This window comes from Streptomyces sp. NPDC054872 (assembly GCF_053610705.1).
In genome coordinates, this window is the sequence record NZ_JBSGYY010000015.1 from 95455 (window position 1) to 120589 (window position 25135).

General features: G+C 71.3%; 23 protein-coding genes and 1 pseudogene. 16 read left to right on the forward strand and 8 right to left on the reverse strand.

What is annotated here, in order from left to right; all coding sequences use genetic code 11:
- Positions 1-69: 69 nt before the first annotated feature.
- Both ACWGIH_RS20320 and ACWGIH_RS20325 read left to right on the forward strand, forming a co-directional pair.
- Entirely contained in the window at positions 70-258 is a 189-nt protein-coding gene (locus ACWGIH_RS20320) for a DUF6479 family protein (protein WP_453445631.1), read from the forward strand.
- 20 nt (positions 259-278) lie between these two features.
- Positions 279-1680: pseudogene (locus ACWGIH_RS20325) on the forward strand (NADP-dependent succinic semialdehyde dehydrogenase).
- Here ACWGIH_RS20325 and ACWGIH_RS20330 read toward each other — a convergent pair.
- Positions 1674-2354 (reverse strand): TetR/AcrR family transcriptional regulator, encoded by a 681-nt coding sequence (locus tag ACWGIH_RS20330; RefSeq protein WP_453445632.1) that lies wholly within the window; start codon positions 2352-2354, stop codon positions 1674-1676. The pseudogene ACWGIH_RS20325 and the gene ACWGIH_RS20330 sit on opposite strands and share 7 nt — an antisense overlap.
- A 138-nt stretch (positions 2355-2492) precedes the next feature.
- Between ACWGIH_RS20330 and ACWGIH_RS20335 the strand changes: the two genes are divergently transcribed.
- Positions 2493-3638 carry an FAD-dependent oxidoreductase gene (locus tag ACWGIH_RS20335; RefSeq protein ID WP_453445634.1) on the forward strand — a complete coding sequence of 382 codons (1146 nt, stop codon included), beginning with the start codon at positions 2493-2495 and terminating at the stop codon, positions 3636-3638.
- Between the two features lie 25 nt (positions 3639-3663).
- On the opposite strand, the gene ACWGIH_RS20340 is transcribed toward ACWGIH_RS20335, so the two are convergent.
- The 3 genes from ACWGIH_RS20340 to ACWGIH_RS20350 form a co-directional block, all read right to left on the reverse strand.
- A complete protein-coding gene (locus ACWGIH_RS20340; RefSeq protein WP_453445635.1) occupies positions 3664-4086 on the reverse strand; it encodes a hypothetical protein in 423 nt (140 codons plus the stop codon).
- A 124-nt stretch (positions 4087-4210) separates the two neighbouring features.
- Positions 4211-5176, reverse strand: coding sequence for an LLM class F420-dependent oxidoreductase (locus ACWGIH_RS20345; RefSeq protein WP_453445636.1), 966 nt, complete (start codon positions 5174-5176; stop codon positions 4211-4213).
- A gap of 102 nt (positions 5177-5278) precedes the next feature.
- A complete protein-coding gene (locus ACWGIH_RS20350) occupies positions 5279-6184 on the reverse strand; it encodes a glycoside hydrolase family 16 protein (protein WP_453445638.1) in 906 nt (301 codons plus the stop codon).
- Positions 6185-6427: 243 nt separating this feature from the next.
- On the opposite strand from ACWGIH_RS20350, the gene ACWGIH_RS20355 reads away from it, so the two are divergent.
- The 4 genes from ACWGIH_RS20355 (at position 6428) to ACWGIH_RS20370 (ending at position 11087) form a co-directional block, all read left to right on the forward strand.
- Complete coding sequence (locus ACWGIH_RS20355; RefSeq protein WP_453445640.1) at positions 6428-7243, forward strand: SAM-dependent methyltransferase; 816 nt, start codon at positions 6428-6430, stop codon at positions 7241-7243.
- Positions 7244-7425: 182 nt separating this feature from the next.
- Positions 7426-7959: a 2Fe-2S iron-sulfur cluster-binding protein gene (locus ACWGIH_RS20360; protein ID WP_453445642.1), complete on the forward strand. Its 534-nt coding sequence runs from the start codon at positions 7426-7428 to the stop codon at positions 7957-7959.
- Positions 7956-8951 carry an FAD binding domain-containing protein gene (locus ACWGIH_RS20365; protein WP_453445643.1) on the forward strand — a complete coding sequence of 332 codons (996 nt, stop codon included), beginning with the start codon at positions 7956-7958 and terminating at the stop codon, positions 8949-8951. The genes ACWGIH_RS20360 and ACWGIH_RS20365 overlap by 4 nt, the downstream gene beginning before the upstream one ends.
- A 39-nt stretch (positions 8952-8990) precedes the next feature.
- Positions 8991-11087 (forward strand): xanthine dehydrogenase family protein molybdopterin-binding subunit, encoded by a 2097-nt coding sequence (locus ACWGIH_RS20370; protein ID WP_453445644.1) that lies wholly within the window; start codon positions 8991-8993, stop codon positions 11085-11087.
- A gap of 45 nt (positions 11088-11132) precedes the next feature.
- On the opposite strand, the gene ACWGIH_RS20375 is transcribed toward ACWGIH_RS20370, so the two are convergent.
- On the reverse strand, positions 11133-12155 hold the full coding sequence (locus ACWGIH_RS20375) for a PHP domain-containing protein (protein ID WP_453445645.1): 1023 nt from the start codon (positions 12153-12155) through the stop codon (positions 11133-11135).
- Between the two features lie 120 nt (positions 12156-12275).
- On the reverse strand, positions 12276-12458 hold the full coding sequence (locus ACWGIH_RS20380; protein WP_451207833.1) for a hypothetical protein: 183 nt from the start codon (positions 12456-12458) through the stop codon (positions 12276-12278).
- 252 nt (positions 12459-12710) lie between these two features.
- Between ACWGIH_RS20380 and ACWGIH_RS20385 the strand changes: the two genes are divergently transcribed.
- The gene (locus ACWGIH_RS20385) at positions 12711-13985 is read left to right on the forward strand and encodes a PP2C family protein-serine/threonine phosphatase (RefSeq protein WP_453445646.1); all 1275 of its coding nucleotides are present in this window, start codon (positions 12711-12713) and stop codon (positions 13983-13985) included.
- Between the two features lie 146 nt (positions 13986-14131).
- Positions 14132-14620, forward strand: coding sequence for a DUF5709 domain-containing protein (locus ACWGIH_RS20390; protein WP_453445720.1), 489 nt, complete (start codon positions 14132-14134; stop codon positions 14618-14620).
- Positions 14621-14726: 106 nt separating this feature from the next.
- Here the strand turns inward: ACWGIH_RS20390 and ACWGIH_RS20395 are convergent, their stop codons facing one another.
- Entirely contained in the window at positions 14727-15299 is a 573-nt protein-coding gene (locus ACWGIH_RS20395) for a GNAT family N-acetyltransferase (protein WP_453445647.1), read from the reverse strand.
- 396 nt (positions 15300-15695) lie between these two features.
- Between ACWGIH_RS20395 and ACWGIH_RS20400 the strand changes: the two genes are divergently transcribed.
- From ACWGIH_RS20400 to ACWGIH_RS20430, 7 genes are all read left to right on the forward strand, one after another.
- Positions 15696-16346, forward strand: a complete 651-nt coding sequence (locus tag ACWGIH_RS20400; protein WP_453445648.1) for a carbonic anhydrase — start codon at positions 15696-15698, stop codon at positions 16344-16346.
- Between the two features lie 54 nt (positions 16347-16400).
- Positions 16401-17975, forward strand: a complete 1575-nt coding sequence (locus ACWGIH_RS20405) for a SulP family inorganic anion transporter (RefSeq protein ID WP_453445649.1) — start codon at positions 16401-16403, stop codon at positions 17973-17975.
- 270 nt (positions 17976-18245) lie between these two features.
- Entirely contained in the window at positions 18246-18413 is a 168-nt protein-coding gene (locus tag ACWGIH_RS20410) for a hypothetical protein (protein WP_453445650.1), read from the forward strand.
- 103 nt (positions 18414-18516) lie between these two features.
- Positions 18517-19743, forward strand: a complete 1227-nt coding sequence (locus ACWGIH_RS20415; RefSeq protein WP_453445651.1) for a hypothetical protein — start codon at positions 18517-18519, stop codon at positions 19741-19743.
- A gap of 53 nt (positions 19744-19796) precedes the next feature.
- Complete coding sequence (locus tag ACWGIH_RS20420; protein ID WP_453445652.1) at positions 19797-20381, forward strand: hypothetical protein; 585 nt, start codon at positions 19797-19799, stop codon at positions 20379-20381.
- Positions 20382-20421: 40 nt separating this feature from the next.
- Positions 20422-21759, forward strand: a complete 1338-nt coding sequence (locus tag ACWGIH_RS20425; protein WP_453445653.1) for an MFS transporter — start codon at positions 20422-20424, stop codon at positions 21757-21759.
- Positions 21760-21792: 33 nt separating this feature from the next.
- On the forward strand, positions 21793-22956 hold the full coding sequence (locus tag ACWGIH_RS20430) for an ATP-grasp domain-containing protein (protein ID WP_453445654.1): 1164 nt from the start codon (positions 21793-21795) through the stop codon (positions 22954-22956).
- A gap of 104 nt (positions 22957-23060) precedes the next feature.
- On the opposite strand, the gene ACWGIH_RS20435 is transcribed toward ACWGIH_RS20430, so the two are convergent.
- Positions 23061-25130 carry an iron ABC transporter permease gene (locus tag ACWGIH_RS20435; RefSeq protein ID WP_453445655.1) on the reverse strand — a complete coding sequence of 690 codons (2070 nt, stop codon included), beginning with the start codon at positions 25128-25130 and terminating at the stop codon, positions 23061-23063.
- Positions 25131-25135 lie beyond the last annotated feature (5 nt).

Sequence of the window (25135 nt, forward strand, 5' to 3'; positions counted from 1 at the left end):
CAGGGCACCCGCAAGTCCTGCGCATGCTTCCCCGCGCAGGTCGCTCTAGGGTGAATTCGGAGGCCGTACATGACCCTCGCCGCAGGCGGATCCTCGTCACTGTTGCTGATCATCGGCGTGGTGATCGTCCTCGTGCTGCTCGCCCTCTTCTGGTTCGGACGGCGGCAGGTCACCCGACGCCCCAACCCACCGCAGGAGCCCCAGCCGCGCGCGAGTTCCTGGGAGGAACCCCACGAGGGTCCCTCGCAGTCGCGCTAGGCGTCCCGAGGAGGAACGGCATGCCCATCGCCACGGTCAATCCCGCCACCGGCGAGACGCTCGAGACCTTCGAGCCGCTAGCGGACGCGGAGGTCACACGCCGTGTGGCGGCGGCCCACACCACGTTCGGCAAGTACCGCACCAGCAGCTTCGCCGAGCGCGCCCGGCTCATGAACCGGGCCGCCGACCTGCTGGAAGAGGACAACGCGTTCATCGCGCGGACCATGACCACCGAGATGGGCAAACCCATCAAGGCGGCCAAGGCGGAAGCGGCCAAGTGCGTGAAGGCCATGCGCTGGTACGCCGAGCGCGCCGAAGGACTGCTGGCCGACGAGCACCCCGCGCAGGCCGACGTGGAGGACTCCGGCGCGAGCCGGGCGATCGTCCGTTACCGCCCGCTCGGCGTCGTGCTCGCCGTGATGCCGTGGAACTTCCCGCTGTGGCAGGTCGTACGGTTCGCCGCCCCCCGCCCTCATGGCGGGCAACGTCGGTCTGCTCAAGCACGCGTCGAACGTGCCGCAGACCGCCCTGTACCTCGAAGACCTCTTCCGCCGCGCCGGGTTCCCCGAGGGCTGCTTCCAGACGCTGCTGATCGGCTCGGGAGCCGTCGAGGGCATCCTGCGCGACGAGCGGGTGGTCGCCGCGACCCTCACCGGCAGCGAACCGGCCGGCCGTTCGGTGGCGTCCACCGCGGGCGACGAGATCAAGAAGACCGTCCTGGAACTGGGCGGCAGCGACCCCTACCTCGTGCTGCCGAGCGCCGACGTCGAGCGTGCCGCCGCGACGGCGGTGACCGCCCGGGTGCAGAACAACGGCCAGTCCTGCATCGCCGCCAAGCGCTTCATCGTGCACACCGACATCTATGACGCCTTCCGGGACCGTTTCGTCGCGGGCATGCGGGAGTTGACCGTCGGCGACCCGGCGAGCGAGGAGACGGACGTCGGTCCGCTCTCCACCGAACAGGGCCGCGCCGATCTGGAGGAGCTCGTCGACGACGCGCTCGCCCAGGGCGCCACCGCGCTGTGCGGCGGACAGCGCCCCAAGGAGCAGGAGCGGGGCTGGTACTACTCCCCCACCGTCCTCGCCGACGTGACCGAGCGGATGCGCATCCACCGCGAGGAGGCGTTCGGCCCGGTGGCCACGCTCTACCGCGTGGCGGACCTGGACGAGGCCGTGACCCTGGCCAACGACTCGCCGTTCGGGCTCAGCTCGAATGTGTGGACGCGCGACGACGCCGACATCGAACGCTGCGTACGGGACCTGCAGGCGGGCGGCGTCTTCTTCAACGGCATGACCGCCTCCCACCCGGGCCTGCCCTTCGGAGGCATCAAGCGCTCGGGCTACGGACGTGAACTGGCGGGCCACGGCATCCGCGAGTTCTGCAACGCCATGACGGTCTGGTACGGCCCGACCGATCAGTGACCTGCGGTGATGCCGGTCAGGATGAGGTCGATCCCGGCGAGGAACTCCGTCCGGTCGTCGTGCACGCGTAGCTGGTCCGCGACGCTGCGGAGGAACGCGTACTCGTCGGGGTCGAGATCGGACCACGCGGCCGCGGCGGCGTCGAGGAAGTCGGTGCGGCTCGTGTCGGGTCGGCGTGCCTGGTGTGCGCGGGCGTCGGCCGCGTTCTGGCCGCCCACGCCGAGGATGTAGTTCAGGAACGCGGACGCGGCCGTGAACTGAGCGGACCGGGGCACTCCGAGCGCCTGGACCTGGCGCCCGATGTGTTCGAAGACCCGCAGCATCGGTGACTGCCCCGGGGCGCGGGAGAGTTGTGTGCCGACCCATGGATGCGCCTCGATCGCGTCGAACACGCCGAGCGCGAGGGCTCGGATGGCCTCCTGCGGCGTGGTGTCGGTGGTGTCGGCGGCCACGGTTTCGGCGATGACGGCGTCGGTGGCGGCGTTGAGCAGCTCTTCCTTGCCCGCGACGTGCCAGTAGATCGCGCCGGGCCCCGTGGCGAGGCTCTCGGCCAGCACGCGGAAGGTGAGTCCGCTCTCGCCCGCCGTGTCGAGCAGTGCGATCGCCGCCTCGACGATGCGTTCCCGGGAGAGCGGTTCCTCTCGTCGCTCCGCACGACGCGTCCTCGTAGCCATGAACACATCCTGGCATATCTCTGGAACCTCGTTCCAGCTTGACATCTCTGGAACGAGGTTCCAGTGTGTTCGTGGAACGTCATTCCAGAGGTGCCCCGTCGGGCCCACCCGGGAGGCGCATGACCCTGAGGAGCCCCCATGAACTTGCACACCACTGACATCACTGGCATCGCCGATATCGCGATCATCGGCGCCGGCCTGGGCGGACTGACCCTCGCCCGCGTCCTGCACGTCCACGGCATCCCGGCCACGGTCTACGAGGCGGAGGTCTCACCCACGGCCCGATCCCAGGGCGGCATGCTCGACATCCACGACGACACCGGCCAACCGGCCCTCCAGGCGGCGGGCCTCATGGACGAGTTCCGTGGCCTCATCCTGGAGGGCCGTGAGGCGACACGGGTCCTGGCCACGGACGGCACCGTTCTGTACGACGACGACAGCGCACGCGGACGCCCGGAGGTACAGCGCGGGGCGCTCCGCCAGATGCTGCTCGACTCCCTGCCGACCGGCACCGTCCGGTGGGGGCACAAGGTCAGCGGCGTCCGCTCTCTCGGCGACGGCCGTCATGAAGTGGCCTTCGCCGACGGCACCACCGCCGTCACGGGTCTGCTGATCGGCGCGGACGGCGCCTGGTCGCGGGTGCGGCCGCTGCTCTCCGACGCCACGCCCGAGTACATCGGCAGATCGTTCGTCGAGACCCATCTCTTCGACGCCGACGCCCGGCACCCGGCCGCCGCGAAAGCGGTGGGCGGCGGGTCGCTGTTCGCGCTCGCGCCGGGCAAGGGGATCCAGGCTCACCGGGAGAGCGGTGGAACGCTGCACACCTACGTGGCGCTCACCGAGCCGCGGGAGTGGTTCGCCGGCATCGACTTCTCCGATGCGGCGTCGGCCACCGCTCGGATCGCGCAGGAATTCGACGGCTGGGCGCCCGAGCTCACCGCGCTGATCACCGACGGTGAGACCGCGCCGGTCCTGCGCACCCTCAACGCACTGCCGGCCGAACACCGGTGGGAGCGCGTGCCGGGCGTGACCCTGCTCGGTGACGCCGCCCACCTCGCGGCCCCGAACGGCGAGGGCGCCAACCTGGCCATGTACGACGGCGCCGAACTCGGCGAGGCCATCGCCACGCACCCGGAGGGCATCGAGGCCGCCCTCGCCTCGTACGAGCAGGCCATGTTCCCCCGCAGCGCCGCCGCCGCCACCGACGGCGCCCAGCTCCACGAGCTCCTCTTCGGCGACGACGCGCCGCACGGCCTGGTCAGCATGTTCGGCGGGGGCGAGTAGCCCCCGCCGGAGCCTCTGCTGCCGCTCAGTGGCCCGGCAGCGGCGGCTCGCCGTGTTCGGCGCCCGTCAGGCGCAGCTGGACCTGCACCTCCTGGTCGCCCGACACGTTGCCCTTCGGCGAGACGACGAAGGCCGATTCGAGCGTGGTCCGCAGCCGGTCCACCGCCACCGGGCTGCCCTGCAGGTCTGCGGTGACGGGCCCCGCGAGCAGCACACCGCGGACCGGCCCCGGACTGTCGGCGGCGAGGAACTCGCCGGTCCAGACGGCGGGGCGGGCCTGTTCCGTGCGGTGGGGCGCGTCCTCGCCGCGGTCGGAGGGGAAGTGGGCGCGCAGCACCCCGAAGACGGCGTCCGCGTCGGCCGCGGAGCACTCGCCGAGTACCACTTGCACCAGGTCCGGGGAGTCGGACTGCGCGGTGGGGGTTGCCGGGTCGGGGGTGTCGTTCACGTGGTGCTCCAGTGGGGTCGCGGGGTCTGATGTGTGATCACGGGTACCCGATGTGAGGGCAGGTATTTGAGGTGGCGGCCGCTGTCCGGGACGGGACGGTGACCGGTGGCGGCACCCGAACTGCTCAGAGGTCGCGCAGCGCGGGCAGCAGCTTCTTCTCCGCCCAGTCGATGAACGGGCGTTGCTGGTCGCCACCCACCTGGACGAGGGCGACTTCGGTGAAGCCCGCCTCGACGAAGGGGCGTACGGCATCCACGAAGGTGTCGACGTCGTCGCCGCAGGGAATCTGCTGCGCCATGTCCTCGCGGGTGACGTACTGGGTGGCGCCCGCGAAGCCGGAAGGGCCGGGGAGTTCGGAGTTGACGGGCCAGCCGCCGACCGACCAGCGGAACTGGTCGTGCGCGCGGGCGATGGCCGCGTCCTTGTCGGTGTCGTAGCAGACGGGCAGCTGGCCGACGCGGGGCTTGCCGCTGCCGCCGTGCCGGTCGAAGGATTCGATCAGGTCGGCCTTCGGCTCGGTGGCGATGACCAGGTCGGCCCGGCGCCCGGCCAGCGCGCAGGACCGTCCGCCGGAAACCGCCACTCCAATGGGCGGCAGCTCGTCGGGGACATCCCACAGGCGGGCGTTCGACACGTCGAAGTGGGTGCCCTGGTGATTGACGTTGTCGCCGGTGAACAGCGCGCGGATAATCTCCACCGCCTCCTCCAGCATCTCCAGGCGGACCTGCGGCGATGGCCAGCCCGCGCCCACGACGTGCTCGTTGAGGTTCTCCCCCGAGCCCAGGCCGAGCCGGAAGCGGCCTTCGGAGAGCAGCTGCATCGTCGCGGCCTTCTGCGCCACCACGGCGGGGTGATAACGCACCGTCGGGCAGGTCACGTACGTCATGAGCGGGATCCGCGAGGTCGCCTGCGCCGCCGCGCCCAGCACGCTCCACGCGTAGGGCGCGTGCCCCTGTGAGTCGAGCCAGGGGAAGTAGTGGTCCGAGGTGACGGAGAAGTCGAACCCGGCCTGCTCCGCCGCGACGAGATCGTCGACGAGCGCACGGGGGCCCGCCTGCTCGGTCATCATCGTGTAGCCGATTTGCACCATATTTGTACGCTTTGCCGAACGGCTCCCGCTGAAACCTCACCGTTCGCGCACGCGTGAGCCCGTCGCCCGCGCCACGCGGCGGTACTCGGGTGCCCCGCGCGCCTACTTCCAGTCGTACGCGTAAGCGGCGACCCAGGTGATCTCCAGCTGCGCGCTGCTGCCGGGCGCAGCCCCGGGGCCTTCCAGCGCGCTCTCGTTCTGCAGGATCCAGGACAGCGGCCGGTCAGGGACGCCCCGGGTGTCATGTCCGGTCTCGCGTCCGTCCACGAAGAAGCGCACATGTCCCGGGGTCCATTCGGTCGACACCGTGTGCCATTCGGTCCACTCGTCGGCGCCTCGGAAGTAACCCTGTTCGCCGCCGCCGCACGGATGATGGAAGGCGGTGAGGGATCCGGACCAGTTGCCCTCGGGGTGGTCCATCTCGCAGCCTCCGCCGTAGTGCAGCCAGGCCGACTTGTAACCGGGGGCCGGCTTGGTCACCTTGATGCGGGCGCTGTACTTGCCGTACTTCATCTGCATGACGGCGCGCGGTACGACGGCGGCGGAGTGCACCGGGCCTCCGTCGGCGGGCCGCCACATCCGGATGCGCATACGGCCGTCGCCGTTCTCCGCAGGGCCCACGCTCACGGTGTCCTCCGGGTGGTAGACACCGACGACGTCACGGCCGCGGTCGTTGGAGGTGTCGCGCCAACCGGTCGGGTAGGCCCACCAGTTGTCGCGGTAGGCACCTTCGAGTCCATCGCAGTACGCGGCCGAGGTGTCGGCGCGATGGTCGCAGTCGCTGAACGCGCCGAGCGGCACCCGGTCACCGTTGAAGTCCTCGGCGACGACCTGCCAGAACGGCCCGCAGTCGCCGCGCGGCAGCTCGGTGCCGACACTGCCGCAGGCGTCGGCCGAGCGCGGCGCCCCTCCCGCGCTGGGGATGGACAGCAGGGCGGCGAGCAGGGTGATGCCGAGCGCCACGAGCACGATCGGCCTGCGCCGTCCCGCCGCCGCGTGTGATCCCATCGCGATGCCCTTCCTCCCGGCCGCCAAGGCTCCGCGGAGCCCGGCGGGGCGCCCGCGCGAAGGGGGTCATACTCGCGGAGGCCGCGAGGTCCCGCCATACCGTCGACACGACCTCCCGCGGACGAGCCGAGGAACGCGCCGAGGAACGCGCCGAGAACGTGAACTGGTGTACGCGCCCGGACGGTTGGGACGTAGGTTGTGCGTTGAACAGTTCACGCCTCGGTGGAAAGACGGACGCTACCCATGACCGACCACGCCACGACGCCCGGACCTGCGGCGCAACAGAAGATCGACTCATCGGTGCCGCACTCGGCCCGGATCTGGAACTACTGGCTTGGCGGGAAGGACAACTACCCCGTCGACGAGGAGGCGGGCGACGCCTACAGCTCCGTCTTCCCCGGCATCGTCACCGTGGCCCGCAGCAGCCGCGCCTTCCTGCGCCGCAACATCACCTATCTGGTGTCGGAGGCGGGCATCGGGCAGTTCCTGGACATCGGGACCGGCCTGCCGACCGTGGACAACACCCATGAGGTGGCCCAGCGGCTCGATCCACGGTCCAGGATCGTGTACGTCGACCACGACCCGATGGTCCTGGCGCACGCCCGCGCCCTGCTCACCTCCACGGCCGAGGGCGCGACCGCCTACGTCGACGCCGATCTCTCCGACCCCGACCGCATCCTGGCGGCGGCAGCCGAGACGCTCGACCTCTCCCGCCCCACCGCGCTGATCCTCAGCAACATCCTGGGCCATGTCGCCGACTACGACCAGGCGCGCGCCATCGTCACCCGCCTGGTGGACGGCCTGCCCTCCGGCAGCTACCTCTCCATCAACGACGGCTCCCGAGGCACCGACACCGCCTACGAACAGGCCCAGGACGCCTACAACGAGACCGGCGCCGTCCCCTATTTCCTGCGCCCCGTCGACCAGATCACGGCGTTCTTCGACGGCCTGGAACTCCTGGACCCGGGTGTGGTCTCGGTCCCCTTCTGGCGCCCGGCCCCCGACTCCCCCACCCCGGAGCCCATCGGCGAGCACGGCGGCCTCGCCCGCAAGCCGTGAACCGTAAGCCGTAAGCCCATGGCGTGACAGGACCGCCGTCCCCTGCGGGGCGGCGGTCCTGTCGTCGTCACCCCTCCCGCTCGGCCCGATGCACGCGCACGACATGCCGGAACGTGTCCCCTGACCCAGGCTGGTTACGCGGTCAACCGCAGATAAACGCTTCGACGAGGGAGCAGAACGCCATGGGGACCGATGTGTACCGGTCGGAAGTGCCCCTGACGGTGAACGGCACGCCCTGCCGTCCCACCGTCGACCACCGTGCGACGCTGCTCGACGTCCTGCGCGAACAGATGGGTCTCACCGGCGCCAAGAAGGGCTGCGACCACGGCCAGTGCGGCGCCTGCACCGTCCTCGTCGACGGGAGGCGCGCCAACAGCTGCCTGCTCCTCGCCGTCGCCCACGAGGGGTGCGACATCACCACCGTCGAAGGGCTGCGCTCCGACGACGGCGAAGGGCTGCATCCCGTACAGCGCGCGTTCCTGGAGCGCGACGCCTTCCAGTGCGGCTACTGCACGCCGGGCCAGATCTGTTCGACCGTCGGCGCCCTGGCGGAGGCCGCTGCCGGCCACGCCTCGCACGTGACCGATCCGAGCGCGGACACCGGCGCCCCCATGGAGCTGACCCGGGACGAGATCCGTGAGCGGCTCAGCGGCAACCTGTGCCGCTGCGGCGCCTATCCGCACATCGTCGAGGCCGTCGAGGACGTGACCCGGTGAAGCCCTTCCGGTACGTGCGCGCCTACAGCGTCGAAGAGGCGACCGCCGCCCACGCGGGCCGCCCGGGCTCCCGTTATCTGGGCGGCGGCACCAACCTCGTCGACCTGATGAAACTGGGCGTCGAACGCCCGGGGACCCTGATCGACGTCAGCAGGCTGCCGCTGGACGCGGTGGAGGAGCTGCCCGACGGGTCCGTCCGGGCCGGCGGAACGGTGCGCAACAGCGATCTCGCCGCCCACCCGCTGGTGCGTGAGCGCTACCCGGTGCTCGCCCAGGCCCTGCTCGCGGGAGCGTCGGGCCAGCTGCGCAACGTCGCCACGACCGGCGGCAACCTTCTCCAGCGCACCCGCTGCCCCTACTTCCAGGACCTGGGAAAGCCGTGCAACAAGCGCGAGCCCGGCACCGGCTGCGGCGCACGCGACGGAGTCCATCGCGACCACGCGATCCTCGGCCACTCGCCGCAGTGCATCGCCACGCACCCCTCCGACATGGCGGTCGCGCTGGCCGCGCTCGACGCCCAGGTGGAACTGCACGGCGTACGGGGCCGACGCACCGTGCCCGCCGCGGAGTTCCACCGCCTGCCCGGCGGCCGTCCGGAACAGGACACCGAGATCGCGCCCGGCGAGCTGATCACCGGAGTGCTGCTCCCGCCCGCGACGGCGGGACTGCCCTCGGCCTACCGCAAGGCCCGCGACCGCGCCTCGTACGCCTTCGCGCTCGCCTCGGTGGCCGTGGTCCTGGACGTCGAGGACTCCGTCGTACGCCAGGCGCGCATCGCGTTCGGCGGCCTGGCCCACCGGCCCTGGCGCGCCCGGCGCGCCGAGGAGGAACTGCGCGGCGGCGCGCCGAGCGACCAGGCGTTCCGGGCGGCCATGGACGCCGAGCTCTCGGCGGCCGAGCCGCTGCACGACAACGCGTTCAAGGTGCGTCTGGCCCGCGATCTCGCGTGTGACGTCCTTCGGCACCTGGCGGACTCGCCCCCCGTCGCCTGAACCCAGCCCCGTCTGCCCTCCGCTTCCAGGGAGATCCCCATGCCGGACACCGTCAGCGCCCTCGGAGCGCCCGCCGAGCGCAGGGAGGGCCCCCAGAAGGTGACCGGGGCCGCCCTCTACGCCGCCGAGCACACCCCCGAAGGGTGCGCCTACGCCTGGCCGGTGCCCGCCACGGTGGCGCGCGGCTCGGTCAGTGCCGTCGACGACACGGCGGCCCGGGAGGTGCCCGGTGTCGTCGAGGTCCTCACCCATCTGAACGCACCTCGCCTGGAGAAGCCGGACGACGCCACGCTCGGCGTGCTGCAGGACGCGCGCGTGCCGCACCGGGGCTGGTACGTCGCGCTCGTCGTCGCCGACAGCCTGGAGGCGGCGCGCGAAGGCGCCGCGGCCGTCCGCGTCACCTACACCGAGGAACCGCACGACGTCACCCTCAAGGCCGACCACCCCGAGGCCCACGTACCCGAGGACGAGGACGGCACATCGGGAGAGCACGTCCGCGGCGACGCGGAGGGTGCCTTCGGCTCAGCGCCCTCCCGCGTCGACGTCACCTACCGGGTGCCGCCCCTGCACAACCACCCCATGGAGCCGCACGCGGCCACCGCGCAGTGGCACGACGGGCGACTGACGGTGCACGACAGCAGCCAGGGCGCCACCACCGTCCGCGATGTCCTGGCAGCCCTGTTCGCGCTTCCCAAGGAACAGATCACGGTCACCTCCGAACACGTCGGCGGCGGCTTCGGCTCCAAGGGCACGCCGCGCCCGCACGTGGTGCTGGCCTCCATGGCCGCCCGCGCGACCGGACGGCCCGTCAAACTCGTTCTGCCGCGACGCCAGTTGGCGGCCGTGGTGGGCCACCGCTCGCCGACACTGCATCGGGTGCGGCTGGGCGCGGAGCGGGACGGCAGGCTGACCTCCGTGATCCACGAGGTGACCGCGCACACCTCCCGCATCAAGGAGTTCGTGGAGACCGCAGCAGCCGCCACGCGCGTCATGTACCCCTCGCCGCACGCCCGCACCACCCACCGCGTGGTGCCCCTCGACGTGCCGAGCCCCTCCTGGATGCGCGCCCCCGGCGAGGCGCCCGGCATGTACGCCTTGGAGTCGGCCATGGACGAACTCGCCGCGACCCTCGGCATGGACCCCGTCGAACTGCGCCTGCGCAACGACACCGACACCGAGCCCGACTCCGCCAAGCCCTTCAGCAGCCGTCACCTCGCCGAATGCCTGCGCGAGGGCGCCCGCCGCTTCGGCTGGTCCGAGCGCGACCCGCGCCCCCGCTCGCGTACGGAGGGCCCCGTCCTCATCGGCAGCGGGGTCGCCGCGGCCACCTACCCGGTGGTCGTCGGACCGAGCCGGGCGAGCGCGCACGCCTACCCCGACGGCAGCTTCGTGGTCCGCGTCAACGCGACCGACATCGGCACGGGTGCCCGTACCGTGCTCGCCCAGGTCGCCGCCGACGTGCTCGGCGTCCCGCTGGACTCCGTACGCACCGACATCGGCAACAGCGACCTCCCCGACGCGCCGCTGGCGGGCGGCTCCTCCGGGACGGCCTCCTGGGGCTGGGCCGTCCACGAGGCCTGCACGCGTCTGGCCGCACGCCTGGCCGGACAGCGGGACCAGCAGCTGCCCCCGGAGGGCGTCGGCGCCACCGCCGACACCGAGGGCAACGCCGACGCGGACAGCGACTACGCCCGACACGCCTTCGGCGCCCACTTCGCCGAGGTCGGCGTCGACACGGTGTCCGGTGAGGTCAGGGTGCGCCGGCTCCTCGGGGTGTACGCGGCCGGGCACATCCTCAACGCCCGTACCGCGCGCTCGCAGTTCATCGGGGCGATGACGATGGGCCTCGGCATGGCGCTGACCGAGGGCAGCACCATGGACGCGGCCTTCGGCGACTTCACGGAGGCCGACCTCGCCGCCTACCACGTACCGGCCAACGCGGACGTGCCCGCCATCGAGGCGCACTGGATCGACGAGGACGACCCCCACCTCAACCCCATGGGCAGCAAGGGGATCGGGGAGATCGGCATCGTCGGGACGGCCGCCGCCATCGGCAACGCGGTGCACCACGCGACGGGTCTGCGGCTGCGCGAACTGCCCCTCACCCCGGACCGGCTGCTGGCGGGCGGTCTGTGAGCCGAAGGCACCGGGGTCGTCGCGCCTCGGTACGTCGCGCCTCGCTCAGGCCGCCGCCCGCTTCTCCCTCGTCCAGGTCAGCAGTTTCTCCGCCGTCCAGGTCGTCACCACGCGTTCGGCGGGCACACCGCACTCCTCGGCCCGCTCGCAGCCGATCACCTGCCAGTCCAGCTGGCCCGGCGCGTGCGCGTCGGTGTCCACCGAGAACAGCACTCCGGCGTCCACGGCCCGGCGCAGCAGCCTGCGCGGCGGGTCGAGCCGTTCGGGGCGGCTGTTGATCTCGACCGCGGTGCCCGCGGCCGCGCACGCTGCGAACACCTCGTCCGCGTCGAACTGCGACTCCGGTCTGCCGCGCCCGGTGACGAGACGGCCGGTGCAGTGACCGAGCACGTCGGCCCGGGGGTTGCTGACGGCGGCGACCATGCGCCGTGTCATCGCGGCGGCGTCCATCCGCAGCTTGGAGTGCACGGAGACGACCACGACGTCCAGCCGGTCGAGCAGCTCCGGCTCCTGGTCGAGCGAACCGTCGTCCAGGATGTCGCACTCGATGCCCGTGAGCAGCCGGAAGGGCGCCCAGCGCTTGTTCAGGTCCGCCACCACCGCCAACTGCTCGCGCAACCGCTCCGGTGAAAGACCGCGCGCGATGGTCAGCCGTGGTGAGTGGTCGGTGAGCACGGCCCACTCGTGGCCGATCGCCTGGGCCGCACGGCCCATCTCCTCGATCGGGCTGCCGCCGTCGGACCAGTCGGAGTGCAGGTGACAGTCACCGCGCAGGAGCGCCCGCAGCTCGGCGCCGCCCCCGGCGAGCGGGGCGTCCGCCTCACCTTCGAGCCGCTGCAGATACCCCGGCACGTCGCCGCCCAGCGCCTCGCCGATCACACCGGCGGTCTTGGGTCCGATCCCCTTGAGCGACTCGAGGGATCCGTCCGCGACGCGTCGCGCGGCCTCGCCCTCGGCAAGACCGCCCACCACGGCGGCCGCGGTGCGAAAGGCCCGTACCCGGTAGGTCGGGGCACGGCCGCGCTCCAGCAGGAAGGCGATCCGTTCCAGCGCCTCGACGGGATCCATCAGCACCTCCGGCCGGCGGGGACCACGACGGCTTACGTGTGCTTCCAGCGTCGCCCACAAAGGACGGCGGGGCATGTGAGGGCCGCAACCTTCCGTGCCCCGGAGTGACCGGAGTGACGCCTACGCCGCGGGTTCGGCGGACGGGGCGTCGGGCACGACAGTGATCGGCCCCCTGAAGTCCAGCACGGCCTCGGCTCTCTGCTGAGTCTCCTCGGCGGCCTTGCGGGCTGTCGCGAGGACGTCGCCGTGCTCCTGGACGAGGGTTTCGTAGATCGGCGCCTCAGCGGCGTCATTGGCTGGCATGACCAGCGGCTCCTTGTTCGGGTGGCGGTAATGGTTCAGATCGGCCGCATGCGGCCGGTCCGCGACCTTACGCTGCGCGCGGCGGCCTCCGCGGACCGGGGTCGACCGGTGAGACGGCCTCTTCGAGGCACCGGGGAAGGCCCGGGAAGGCCGGGAATCCGGCGGGTGTAGGCGAGATGGGTGCCCCGCACGCCCGAGGCCGGGCGGGATCAGCGGGCCGATGTGAGACTGCTGGTGAGGCGGTGATCACACATGGCGAGCCATTCCAGGGAGCCCGAACCCGGGAACCCGGGTCTCGGAAGTCCCGGCCCCGGGAGCACCGGCTCGGGGAAGTCAGACCCTCGGCAGCCCGGCCCCGGAGAGCAGCTGTTCGAGCAGTTGCTCGCCTCGGCGCACGCGGCGGCGCCGATGGAGCTCCCTGCCTTGGCGCGGCGCTTCGCCGACGCCGTCGGGCTCGACCGGATCGACGTCTATCTCGTGGACCTCCAGCAGCGGGATCTGGTGCCGCTGGCCGACGGGCCGCCCACGCTCGGTGTGGACACCTCTGTCGCCGGTTCGGCCTACCGGGCGCACACGCTGCGTGTCGAGGAACTCGCCCACGGCAGGATCGTCGCGTGGCTGCCGCTGATCGACGGCGCGGAACGCCTCGGCGTGATCGGCGCCACGGCCTCGGCCATCGATGTCGCGCTGCTGCGCCGGTGCCGCATGCTGGCGTCCATCCTGGCCATGACCATCACCTCGAAGCGGGCGTCGAGCGACAGCTTCGCGCGCCGGACCCGGTCCGAGACCATGCAGCTTCCCGCCGAGATGCTCCGGGCCTTCCTGCCGCCCAGGACGATCGGCAACTCCCGTGTGATCTCGACGGCCGTCCTCGAACCCGCGTACGAGATCGGCGGCGACGCCTTCGATCACTCGCTGACCCCGTCGACCCTGCACGTGGCGATTTTCGACGCCATGGGCCACAACCTCGCCTCGGGCCTGACGACCGCCGTGGCCATGGCCGGCTGCCGCAACGCCCGGCGCGCGGGCGTCGAACTGCCCGAACTCGTCGACACCGTCCAGCACGCGCTGGCCGACTGGCTGCCCGAGCAGTTCTGCACGGGGATCCTCGCTCAGGTCGATCTGGCCCACGGCATCCTGCGGTGGTGCAACTGCGGTCATCCGCCGCCCCTGCTGATCCGGGACCACCGCGTGCTCGACCGGGCGCTCGAGCGGCCGTCACAGCCGCCCATGGGGACGCCCGCTCAGCTGGCCGGCGTGGAGTGGGAGGTCCACGAGCAGGCACTCGAGCCGGGTGACCGGGTGCTGATGTACACCGACGGCGTCACCGAGCTGCGCACCGGGGGCGGTTCCCAGTTCGGCCTGGACCGGTTCACGGACAGCATCATCCGCGCGACCGCCGCGGGTGAACCCGCGCCCGAGGCCCTGCGTCAGCTCATCCACTCCATCCTCGACCGGCAGGACAACCAATTGCGCGACGACGCGACGCTGTTGCTCCTTGAGTGGCGCCCACCGGAAATGCGCTGACCTGCCGCTCCGGCACGCCCGCCACGCTTTCCACGCCACTCCTCCGTGTGCCGGAACGTGTGTTCTGGATCAGGGTGGATACACGGCAGGACACCAGCGACAGTCGCGCGTGGAGGAGGACGAGCACCGTGGGAAACGACGAGGTCATGGGCGACGAGGTGTACCAGCCCGATGCGGAGGAGGTCCGCGAGGACGAGGGCATCCTCGATGCGGAGGACACGCTCAGCGATCGCGGGACGGATCCGTACGACGAGGGCTGGTCGCCTCCCGAACGGCCCCTCGGAGTGGGCCACACCGGTACCACCGCTCAGGAGCAGCAGGAGGGCGAGAGCCTGGCCGAGCGTCTCTCCGAGGAGCGGCCCGACCCCGCGCTCGAGGTTCCCGATCCCGCCGAGGAGGACGACGGCATCGGTGACACGACCGGCACCGACGGCGAGCCGATCGAGGACGCGCAGGTGGGAGACGCCCGCGCCGGGCGCCTGTTCGCCCCGGACGACGGGGCGAGCGTGGACGCGGAGGACGACGCCGAGCAGGACATGATCGGCGAGGACATGGGCATCGATGGCGGGGCGGCATCCGCCGAGGAAGCCGCGGTGCACATCATCGACGGGGACACCGACACGACGACGGGGTGACCGATACGACGGGGTGACCGACATGACGCGGTGACCGCGTCACGCACGGCTGTTCGGCGGGGCGCCCCATGCCTCCCCGCTCCCCGCCGCAGCCGGTGATGTCCCGTCAGCGCAGGTCGAGCCGCATCAGGACGCGGGGGTGGCCGGCCAGCACGGAGGTGGTGTCGGCGGCGTGGGTGAACCCGGCGCGCTCGAAGTTCTTGCGGATTCCCGCGTACGCCATCGTCAGGTCGACCCTGGCGTCACCATTGTCCAGCGGGTACGCCTCGACCGCCGGCGCGCCGTGGGCGCGGGCGAAGTCGACCGCGCCGGCGATGAGGGCGTGCGAGATCCCCTGCTTCCGGTGGCCTGGGCGCACCCGAATGCACCACAGGGACCAGACCGGCAGATCGTCGACGTGGGGGATCTTGCGATTGCGCGCGAAGGACGTCTCGGAGCGGGGCGCCACGGCGGCCCAGCCCACCGGCTCGTCCCCGTCGTAGGCCAGCACTCCCGGCGAGGGCTCCGCACGGCACAACCCGGCGACGTACTCCCCCCGCTCCGGCCCGCGCAGCGCGTTGTTGAGCTTGGACGGAATGCGATAACTCAGGCACCAGCACACGTTGGCGGCGGGCGACTTGGGCCCCACCACGGCGCGAACGTCCTCGAAGACCGCGGCTGGGCGCACGTGAACGGACATGGCAACAGAGTGGCACGCGTGGCGGCAGGGCCGGGGTCATGACGTAGGCAGGGGGCGGGTGTTCATGTACGGGCCTCGCACATCGCGTCTGCAATGGACCGTGAACGGAACCGCCTCAAGTGCTCCACATGATCTCCACGTGAACCCTTGACCAACGGTTGAGATTTCGACTAGTTCGCAGCTCAGGGGCGTTTATTACTCAATCTTTGGCAGAATTTTGCTCTGTCATCCGAGGTTAATGCGATGGCAAAGTGAGAGACACAGCCGCCGTACAGGCTGCTACCGGGGCGACGCGGTGCCCGCTGTTCTTCAACGGTCCGCGCCGCCTCACTGTCACCATCGACCCGACCACACCGCGTCCCGGCTCCGCCGCAGCGACGCAGGAGGCAGGCCAGCATGAAGTCCCTGATCGACAACGCCCGTTCCTTCGCCGCGACACACGTCGCGGCCCCTCAGAACGCCGCGGCCTTCCAGGCCCTCGGCGCCGGGCAGTCGCCCGAAGTCCTGTTCGTCACGTGCTCCGACTCACGCGTCGTACCGTCCCTGATCACCGGCGCGCGCCCCGGCGAACTCTTCGAACTCCGTACGGCGGGCAACGTCGTACCGATCTACCCCTCCGGCAACGACGCCGACGGGAAAACCCACCCCCTGAGCGAGGCGGCGACCATCGAGTACGCGGTCTGCGTGCTCGGAGTCCGCGACATCGTCGTCTGCGGGCACTCGCACTGCGGCGCGGTAGGCGCCCTGGTGCGGGGCGAAGACCTGTCGGCCGTACCGGCGGTACGCGACTGGCTGAACCACTCCGTCGCCCCCGACGCCGCCCTGCGCTCCCTCGGCGAGGCCTCCCAGGCCGCCGCGGACGTCGCCGAAGCCGTCCAGACCCACGTGCTCGCCCAGGTGCAGAGGCTGCGCGACTACCCCTGCGTGAGTGAGCGCCTCGACGACGGCTCACTGAACCTGCACGCCTGGTACTACGAGGTGCACACAGGCACCGTCACCGCCCACGGCCTGTCGTTCGACGACCGGCCGGCGTTCGGTCCGCTGTGAGAGCTGCCACGCCCCACCCACCGGCCCGCTCCCACGACAGGACCCCCCACCCTCATGTCCTCATTCCTCTCTTCCCTCCGCTCCCCCTTCAGCCCACTGCGTGAACCGGGCGTCCTCCGCAAGGACTTCCTCGCCTCGCTCGTCGTCTTCCTCGTCGCCCTGCCGCTGTGCGTCGGCGTGGCCGTCGCCTCCGGAGTGCCCGCCGAACTCGGCCTGGTCACCGGCATCGTCGGCGGCCTGGTCGTCGGCTTCCTGCCCGGCAGCGCCCTGCAGGTGAGCGGGCCCGCAGCCGGACTGACCGTGCTCGTCTTCGAGGCGGTGCAGGAGTTCGGGCTCGGCATGCTCGGCGCCATCGTGCTCCTCACCGGCGCCCTGCAGATCATCCTCGGCCTGCTGCGCTGCGGCCGGTGGTTCCGTGCCATCTCGGTGTCCGTCGTGCAGGGCATGCTGGCGGGCATCGGACTCGTACTGATCCTCGGCCAGCTCTACACCATGGCCGGGGCCGAACAACCGCGCTCCGGCATCGACAAGATAGCCGGGCTGCCCGGACTGCTCGTCGACGTGCTCGGTGACACCGCCTCACTGACCGCCGCGGCCCTGGGCATCGGCACCATCGCCGTGCTCATGCTCTGGCCGAAGCTGCCCGCCGCCGTACGCGTGGTGCCCGCCCCGCTGGCCGCCGTCGCCCTGGCCACAGCCGTGGCCGCCGGACTGCGCCTGGACGTCGCCAACGTGACGGTACGCGGCCTGGTCGACGCCATTCAGCCGCCCGGGCTCGGCGATCTGGCGGCCCTCGGCAGCGTGGCCGTGCTCGGCACGGTCCTCGCGTTCACCCTCATCGCATCGGCCGAATCGCTGTTCAGCGCCGCGGCGGTCGACCGCATGCATGACGGGCCCCGCACGCAGTACGACAAGGAGCTCGTCGCCCAGGGCATCGGCAACGCCACCTGCGGCGTCCTCGGCGCGCTGCCGATGACGGCCGTCATCGTCCGCAGCTCCGCCAACGTCGAGGCCGGCGCACGTACGCCGCTCTCCCGCGTCCTGCACGGCGCGTGGCTGCTGCTGTTCGCCGTGCTGTTCCCTGCCGCGCTCGGCATCATCCCGCTGGCGGCGCTGGCCGGCGTCCTGGTCCACGCGGGCTTCAAGCTGATCCCCGTCAAGGAGATCGTCCCGCTCGCCCGCGCCCACCGGGGCGAAGCCCTGGTGCTTGCCACCACGGCCATCGCCATCGTGGTGACCAACATGTTCGAGGGCGTGGTGCTCGGACTGGTGCTCGCGGTGGTCAAGTCCGCCTGGGACACCTCGCATGTGCACCTGGACGTACGGGAGTTGACCGGCGGCCGGCTGGTCGTCACCCTCACCGGCAACGCCACGTTCCTTCGGCTGCCCCGCATCCTGGAGACACTGGAGGCCCTGCCCAAGGACCAGCCCATCGAGCTGGACCTGACGGCCGTACGGCATCTGGACCACGCCTGCCGCACGACGCTGGAGAACTGGGCGATGCGGCACAACGACAGCGACACGGAGGCGGTCCGCATGAAGACGTCTCCGGTGGCATCCGCCGGGGCTGAATCCGGGACCGGTTCCGGGACCGAGAGCTCCGAGGCGCGGGCCCGCACGCGGCTCTGACGCCGGGCATCGACCGGCGCTGACGCCGGACGCCCACCCCTGAACGCCGTCTGCCGCCCGCCCCGGCGGCAGACGGTGCGGGCCGGTGGGCCCGTCGGCGTGCCCACAACCCGCAACAGCCGGGCTCGGGCGTGCGGTTACGCCATCCAGTCCGCCCCCATTGACACTTCCTTGACCATCTCTTTACGTTCAAGGGGATGGGGCGAAAGCATGTAAACCCATTGATTCCGCAGCTATCGCTGCATAACAACCAGCTATGGAGGTTCCACCATGGAGCAGCTCATCAAGCGCATGACCGAGGAGTCCGTGTGGCAGAAGTGGGTCGCCGCCAACTCCGCCCAGACAGGCTCCGGGCAGGGCTCCAAGGACGGCTGCATCAGCTCTGCGCCCAAGAGCGGCTGCATCAGCGCCACCGGTAAGAGCGGCTGCATCTCCTGAGCCGCTGATCCCCTGAGCCGCTGAGGCCGCGGGGCCGCCGCCGCACCCTTCCCGGCGGCGGTCCCGCCCTCGGTCCCCCACCCCCACCTGCACCGGAGCCGCCGTGAACCGCCTGCCGAGCGCCGACGTCCTGGACCGCGTACGCGACATTCCCCTCTACCGCGCGTCCGCCGAGCGCGGTGACTTCCCCGTCCTGGAGAAGCCGGACATCGCCCGGGGCTTCCCCGACAACTGGATGACTCCCGAGCTGGCCCGGGCCCTGGAGACGGGCGAGGCCGAGTTCGTGCTCTCCACCGGGACCAACCACGCCCGCATGCAGATCATCCGGCCGCCGTACTTCCTGCTCCGCTCCTACTACCGCCTGTGGAGTGAGCACCCCGACCTCGGCGCCTCCTGGCACACCGGCGCCCGGCGCGTGTCGCTGACCACCGTCCTGGCCACCGAACACGTCGCGCGCGTCAACGCCCGCAAGCCGGGAGCGACTCCGGGCGAACGCTGGCTCGACGACCGCACCCTCTACCTCAACCAACAGCTCGACCCGGCCGATTGGGAGCGTCCGGAGGTCGAGCGGATGCTCGCCGAGATCCGGGAGGTCAGCGCCGCGCACCCCGAAGGGTCATATCTCCTGGACTGCTCCGGCTACCACCTGGCGCATCTGGTCCGCAAAGTGACCGAGTGGGATCTGTGGGACGGCTTTCCGCGGCCGACCGGCATCGTCCATGCGTACGAGTACACGCCGTTGAACGTCCGCGCCCAGCTGCGCGCCCACTTCGACTGCCCCGTGGTCGACCTCTTCGGCAGCACGGAACTCGGCTACCTCTTCTACAGCGACGCCGAGGGCCACTACCAGCCCTATCTGCACGACATGAGCGTGGAGTTGATCCCGGTGGAGCCGGGCAGCGGCATCCACAGCCTCATCGTCACCAGCATCCGCAACCCCTACATGCCGCTCGTCCGCTACCGGTCCGGCGACTGCGTCCGCACCCGCGACGGCAGCACGGACCCGAAGGAGATCGTCTCCTTCTGCGGCCGCGAGAAGGAACTCCTTGCCACACCCGGCGGCCCCGTCGCCCAGGCCGACCTGGACACCCGCATCGCAGCCGTCTGCCCCCGCGTCTTCCTGCACCAACTGCAGCTGACCGGCGCGGACCAGTGCCGACTGTGGTGCACCACGTTCGACGACGTGCCCCTCTCCCCCGGCGAGGAGAGCGAGTTGGCGGCCTCCGTCAGTGCCTTGACCGGCCGCTCCTGTCACGTCGAGCACCGCACCCACGTACCGATCGGCCGCTCGGGCAAGTACGCCTGGCTGGCCACGCCCGACCCCGCCTGACTCTCCTGCTCCCCCACGCCCGCCCGCAGCGCCACCGCCGACAGGACAACGCCATGCACACACCTGCCGCCGCACCCTCCTCCCCCTCCTCCTCCGAAGAAGGCGCCCAAGCAGCCCCCACCGCACGCGAGTTGCTCGGCAGCGCTCTGCACGACGAGGTGGTGGCACACTTCGCCGCGAAGCCCGGTGCCCCGGACGCCGCCGTCGTCACCCATCAGGTCCGCGAGTGTCTGCGCCATCTCTACCTGATCTCGCGCCATCCCGAACGGCTCGGCGGCCTCTTCCTCCCCGTCGAGCAGGACATCGACGAGATCTGGCACTACCTCATCCTGCAGACGCGCGAGTACCGGCAGCTGTGCGAACAGCGGCTGCCCGGCGGCCACTTCATCCACCATCGCAGCGTCTCGTACGACGCCTATCAGGCGGCCCCGGGACGCGAGACGGCCGCCGAGGAGGCCCTGCGGTGGATCCCTCTCTACACCGCCGCGTTCGGGCCCTTCGACGAGGCCGCGCTGCCGCACTGGACGGTCGTACGGTTCCTGCACGAGGAACTGGAGCTGTCCCTGGCGCAGATCGCCGACCTCGACGTCGGCGAGCGGACGTCCGCGTCCAGCCGTCGTCCCCTCGGTACACCGTGACGACCGCCCCGGAGGCGAAACCGCAGGTGCGGGGAGCGGCATGACCGCCACCGTCACGCGAAGCGGAGAAGAGGCCTCGCCCCGCGTGCTGCGGCGCGTGCTGGCCGTACTCGTCCTTTCGCAGGCACTGGGCGGCGCGGGCATGGCGGCCGGCATTACCGTCGGCGCGCTGCTCGCCGAGGATCTGCTCGGCTCCACCGGCCTGGCGGGGCTACCGGTCGCCTTGTTCACCGCGGGAGCCGCCCTGGGGGCCGCGGTCATCGGACGGGTCTCGCAACGCCTGGGACGACGCCCCGGCCTGGCCCTCGGCCACGCCATCGCGGCGCTCGGCAGCATCGGCGTCGTGGCGGCGGCCGCGGGCGAGTGGGCGGCGCTGTTGCTGCTCTCGCTCTTCGTGTACGGAGCGGGCACGGCCACCGGACTCCTTGCCCGGTACGCGGGTGCCGACCTCGCCCCGCCCGAGCGGCGGGGCCGCGCCACCGGCACGGTACTCCTGGCGACGACGCTGGGCGCGGTCGCGGGACCCAACCTCGTCGGCCCGACCGGCGCATTCGCACACGCCTACGGCATCCCGCGGCTGGCCGGTCCCTTCCTGCTGGCGGCACTGGCCTACACCGCGGCGGGTCTTGTGCTGCTGGTGTGGCTGCGCCCCGACCCCTTGCACCTGGCCGGCCGCCGACCCGCGCACGGTGCTGCGGGCTCGAGAACACCCACGGCCGACACCGCCGTGGAACCGGCCGCCGCAACGACATCAGGGGCGCGGGAGCGCTTCTCCCCCGGAGTTGTCACGGGCGCCACCGTGATGATCACCGCCCAGCTGGTGATGATCGCCGTGATGACGATGACTCCCCCGCACATGACCGGACACGGCCACAGCACGCAGGCCGCGGGGTTCGTCATCGCCCTGCACGTGGGCGCGATGTTCCTGCCCTCACCGCTCAGCGGTCTGCTCTCCGACCGGCTCGGACGGCTGCCCGTGGCGGCGATTTCCGGGGCCGTCCTGCTGAGCGCGGGTGTGCTCGCCGGCCTCGCCCCGCCGGACAGCGTGCCGTTGCTGTCCGGTGCCCTGGTCCTGCTCGGCATCGGCTGGAACCTCGCGCTGGTCAGCGGCACCGCCCTGATCACGGATGCCGCGCCGCCCGACAGCCGGGCCTCGGTGCAGGGACTGGCCGACGTGGGCATGTCGTTGGCGGGCGCGACGGGCGGCATGGCCTCGGGTCTGGTGGTGGCCGGCGGTGGGTATCCGCTCCTGGCGGTGGCCGCGGGCACGCTGGCCGTCGCGGTGATCCCCGCGGTGGCCCGTTGGGAGAATCGAGCAACCGTGCAACGATGCCGTCGAGTTGACCTCGACCACAGCGACAGACCGCGAGACGTGTGACGCACATCCAGGCCATAACGCATGGAGACGTAGATGCCGACGATGGTTGTCATTGGATACAGACCGGACCTCGACCAGGCGCTGCGACGCCGGGGCCTGAGCCCCTACTACCTCGCACAGGCACCGTCGATTCCGCCCGCGGACCGAAGATGCACGCTCGTCGCCGACATGGAGAACGCCCAGGAGATACTGCGCGCCGTACTCGGCGCGCGCATCGATGACGTGGCAGGTGTTCTCACCGTCCACGAGATGGGCGTTTTCGGGGCGGCCTACCTGCGCAAGGAACTCGGTCTTCCCGGGAACGCGGACTCGAAGTCCACGCTCTGCTTCCGTGACAAGTTCCTGCAGAAGAGCCGGCTGCCGCCTCACGTGAGGCGCGCGCGCTGCCGGTACGCGTCACACGACACTTCCTTCGCGGACCTCGCCGGTGATCTGGGCGAGGTCTTCGTCGTCAAGCCGGCGACCGGCGCCGGATCCCTGCGCACGAACATCGTTCGCTCCGCGCAGGAGTACGCGCGAGCGCTGGAACTGTTCTCCGGCCGGTCGGATGTCGAGGTCGTCGCCGAGTCCTTCGTCGATGCCCCGGAGGTCTACATGGACGGCATCTGGCAGAACGGCTCTCTGCGATGGTCGTCCATGACCCGCTATCACCTTTCGCCGCTCAGCGCGGCGCAAGGCGGCGTCCTGGCCGCGCACTTGCTGGACAGAAGACGCAATGCGGGCCTCTTCGAGCGGATGGAGACACTCACCGGTGACGTGCTCGGAAGCCTCGGCGCACCCGACTGTGTCTTCCACCTCGAAGCTTTCGTGGAGGAGGCGGGGCTGACCTTCGGCGAGTGCGCGATCCGCCTCCCCGGCGCGCTCTCCCCGCAGATCAATCAACTGACCTTCGGGGTGGACCTCTTCGATGCCGAGATCAGTCTCGCGCTCGGGGAGGAGCTCACCCAGACCCTGGAGCACGTCCCACCGGAGCGTCTGCACGGCTACCTGCTTCTGCGCAGACCTGCCGGCGGGAAGCTGACGCGGGAGGACTTCGAACGCCGCTTCTCCTTCGACGACATCGCGTACTCCTCGTCGCCCCACACGCCCCTCGGGCCGTACGGCAAGGTGGGGCACGCGATCGTCTCCGACCCGGACGAGCCGGCACTCCAGAAGACGATCGAGGAGATCGTGCGCTTCAACGAGCTGGGCGGCTGACCGTCGGCGAACGCCTCGGAATCCGGATGCGTGACATGCGTTTTCCGGGGCACCCGCCTTCTAGGTCCCGCCGCGTCCCCCCGTCGCGGCGGGGCCGCTGTCCGTCATCGGCGGCTGCGCACCAGCAGGTACACGAAGTACGGCGTCCCGACGGCCGCCGTCATGAGTCCCGCGCCCAGTTGTGCCGGAGCGATCACGGCCCGGCCCAGCAGATCCGCGAGGCAGACGAGCGTCGCCCCCAGCATCATCGCCACCGGGACCACCCGCAGGTGGCGCCTGCCCACCAGCGCACGAGCCGCGTGCGGCGCCACGAGTCCCACGAAACCGATCGTGCCGGCGGCGGCCACCGCGGTGGCGCTGAGCAGCACGCTCAGGACGAGGAAGCCGAGGCGTCCACGGGCCAGATTGAGGCCCAGGAGCCGCGGGGTGTCCTCGTCGAGCGACACGAGGTCCAGTTCTTTGCGGCGCGAGATCGCCACGACCGTGGCGGCCACGAGCACGGCCGCGACCGGCAGGACGTCGGTGGCGGTGCGTCCGTAGGTGGAGCCCGAGAGCCAGATCAGCGCCTTGGTCGCGCTGAAGCGGTCGGTGAGCACGATGACCAGGCTGATCAGCGCCAGGGACCCCGACGACACACCCATGCCGACGAGGACGAGTCTGCTGTTCTGGAAGCCGCCCCGCGCCGCGAGCCCGAAGACGATCAGGGAACTGACCACGGCGCCGGCGAACGCGGCGCCCGCGATGCCCCACGCTCCGGAGCCCGGCGCCGAGGTGACGAGGATGATGGCGCCCAGGCCCGCTCCGCCGGACACGCCGAGGGTGCCGGGTTCCGCGAGCGGATTGCGGGTCACGGACTGTACGAGAGTGCCGGACAGCGCGAGCGCGGCGCCCGCGAGGAGCGCGGCGAACACGCGTGGCACGCGGGTGTCGAGGACGAAGGTGATGGCCTGACCCGACTGGCCACGGACCCAGTTGACGACATCGCCGAGCAGGAACGTGCTGTCGCCGACGAGCACCGCGGCGATCGTGACGCCGACCAGCGTGGCGACGAGGAGTATCACGGTGATGACGTAGGCCGTGCGGCTCGGGATGCGCAGCCGGTCCGGCGCGGTGGCGTTGGCTCCGTCGCGGGTGCGCATCGCCATGACGACGAGGAACACGGCGCCGACGACGCTCGTGATGACGCCCGTGGGTACGGTGACGGCGGTCTGGGCGTCCGTCACGGTGCGCAGGAGCACGTCGGAACCGAGCACGAGGGCGGCGCCCACGAGACCCGCGACGGGGATGCGGACCCGGTGGCGTACCAGTGAGCGGAAACGACCGACCAGTGGCCGCACGAGGGCCGGGGCGCACAGCCCCACGAAGGCGATCGGCCCCGCGAGCGTCACCGTCGCGGCGGCGAGCAACGACGCGAGGACGACGGACATGACACGCGTACCGCGGACCGGGACACCGAGTCCGTGCGCGGCGTCGTCGCCGAGGGCCAGGGCATCGATGCGGCGGGCGATCAGCAGGAGTCCGGCGAGTGCGGCCACGATGACGGGCGCCATCTGGACGACGCCGTCGAAGCCGTTCTGGCTGATGCTCCCCTGGCCCCATTGGTAGAGGCCCTCGGTCCGTTCGGGGAAGAGCAGGAGCAACGCCTCGGTGATGGCGTTGAGTCCGAGGGCGAGCGCGCTGCCCGCCAGGACGAGACGAACGGTTCCGGCCCCCCGTCCCGACACCACGAGAACGACGGCGGCCGCCGCGAGCCCGCCGAGGAACGCCACTCCCGATGAGGCGAGCAGCGGAGCCGTGGCGCCGCTGGCGACCAGGATGGTCACCGCGAGGTACGCGCCGGTGTTGACGGCGAGGGTGTCCGGGGCGGCGAGCACATTGCGGGTGACGGCCTGCAGGGTGGCGCCCGCCGCGCCGAGCGCGACGCCGATGAGTATCCCGGCGACCATGCGCGGCATGCGTGAGGCGATGACGACGGAGGAGTCGCCCTGCTCGGCCTGGCCGGTGAAAGCCTTCCACACCTGGCCGGGGCCGACGGATGCGGTGCCTTGCGTGATGTCGATGACGGCGAGAACGGCGACCAGAAGAACCAGACCGGCCGTCACCGCGACCGCGCCCGTCGGGGACGACCCGACGGCGCGCTCGGGCGTGGCTGAGGGCGTTGCGGTGACGGCCACGGTCT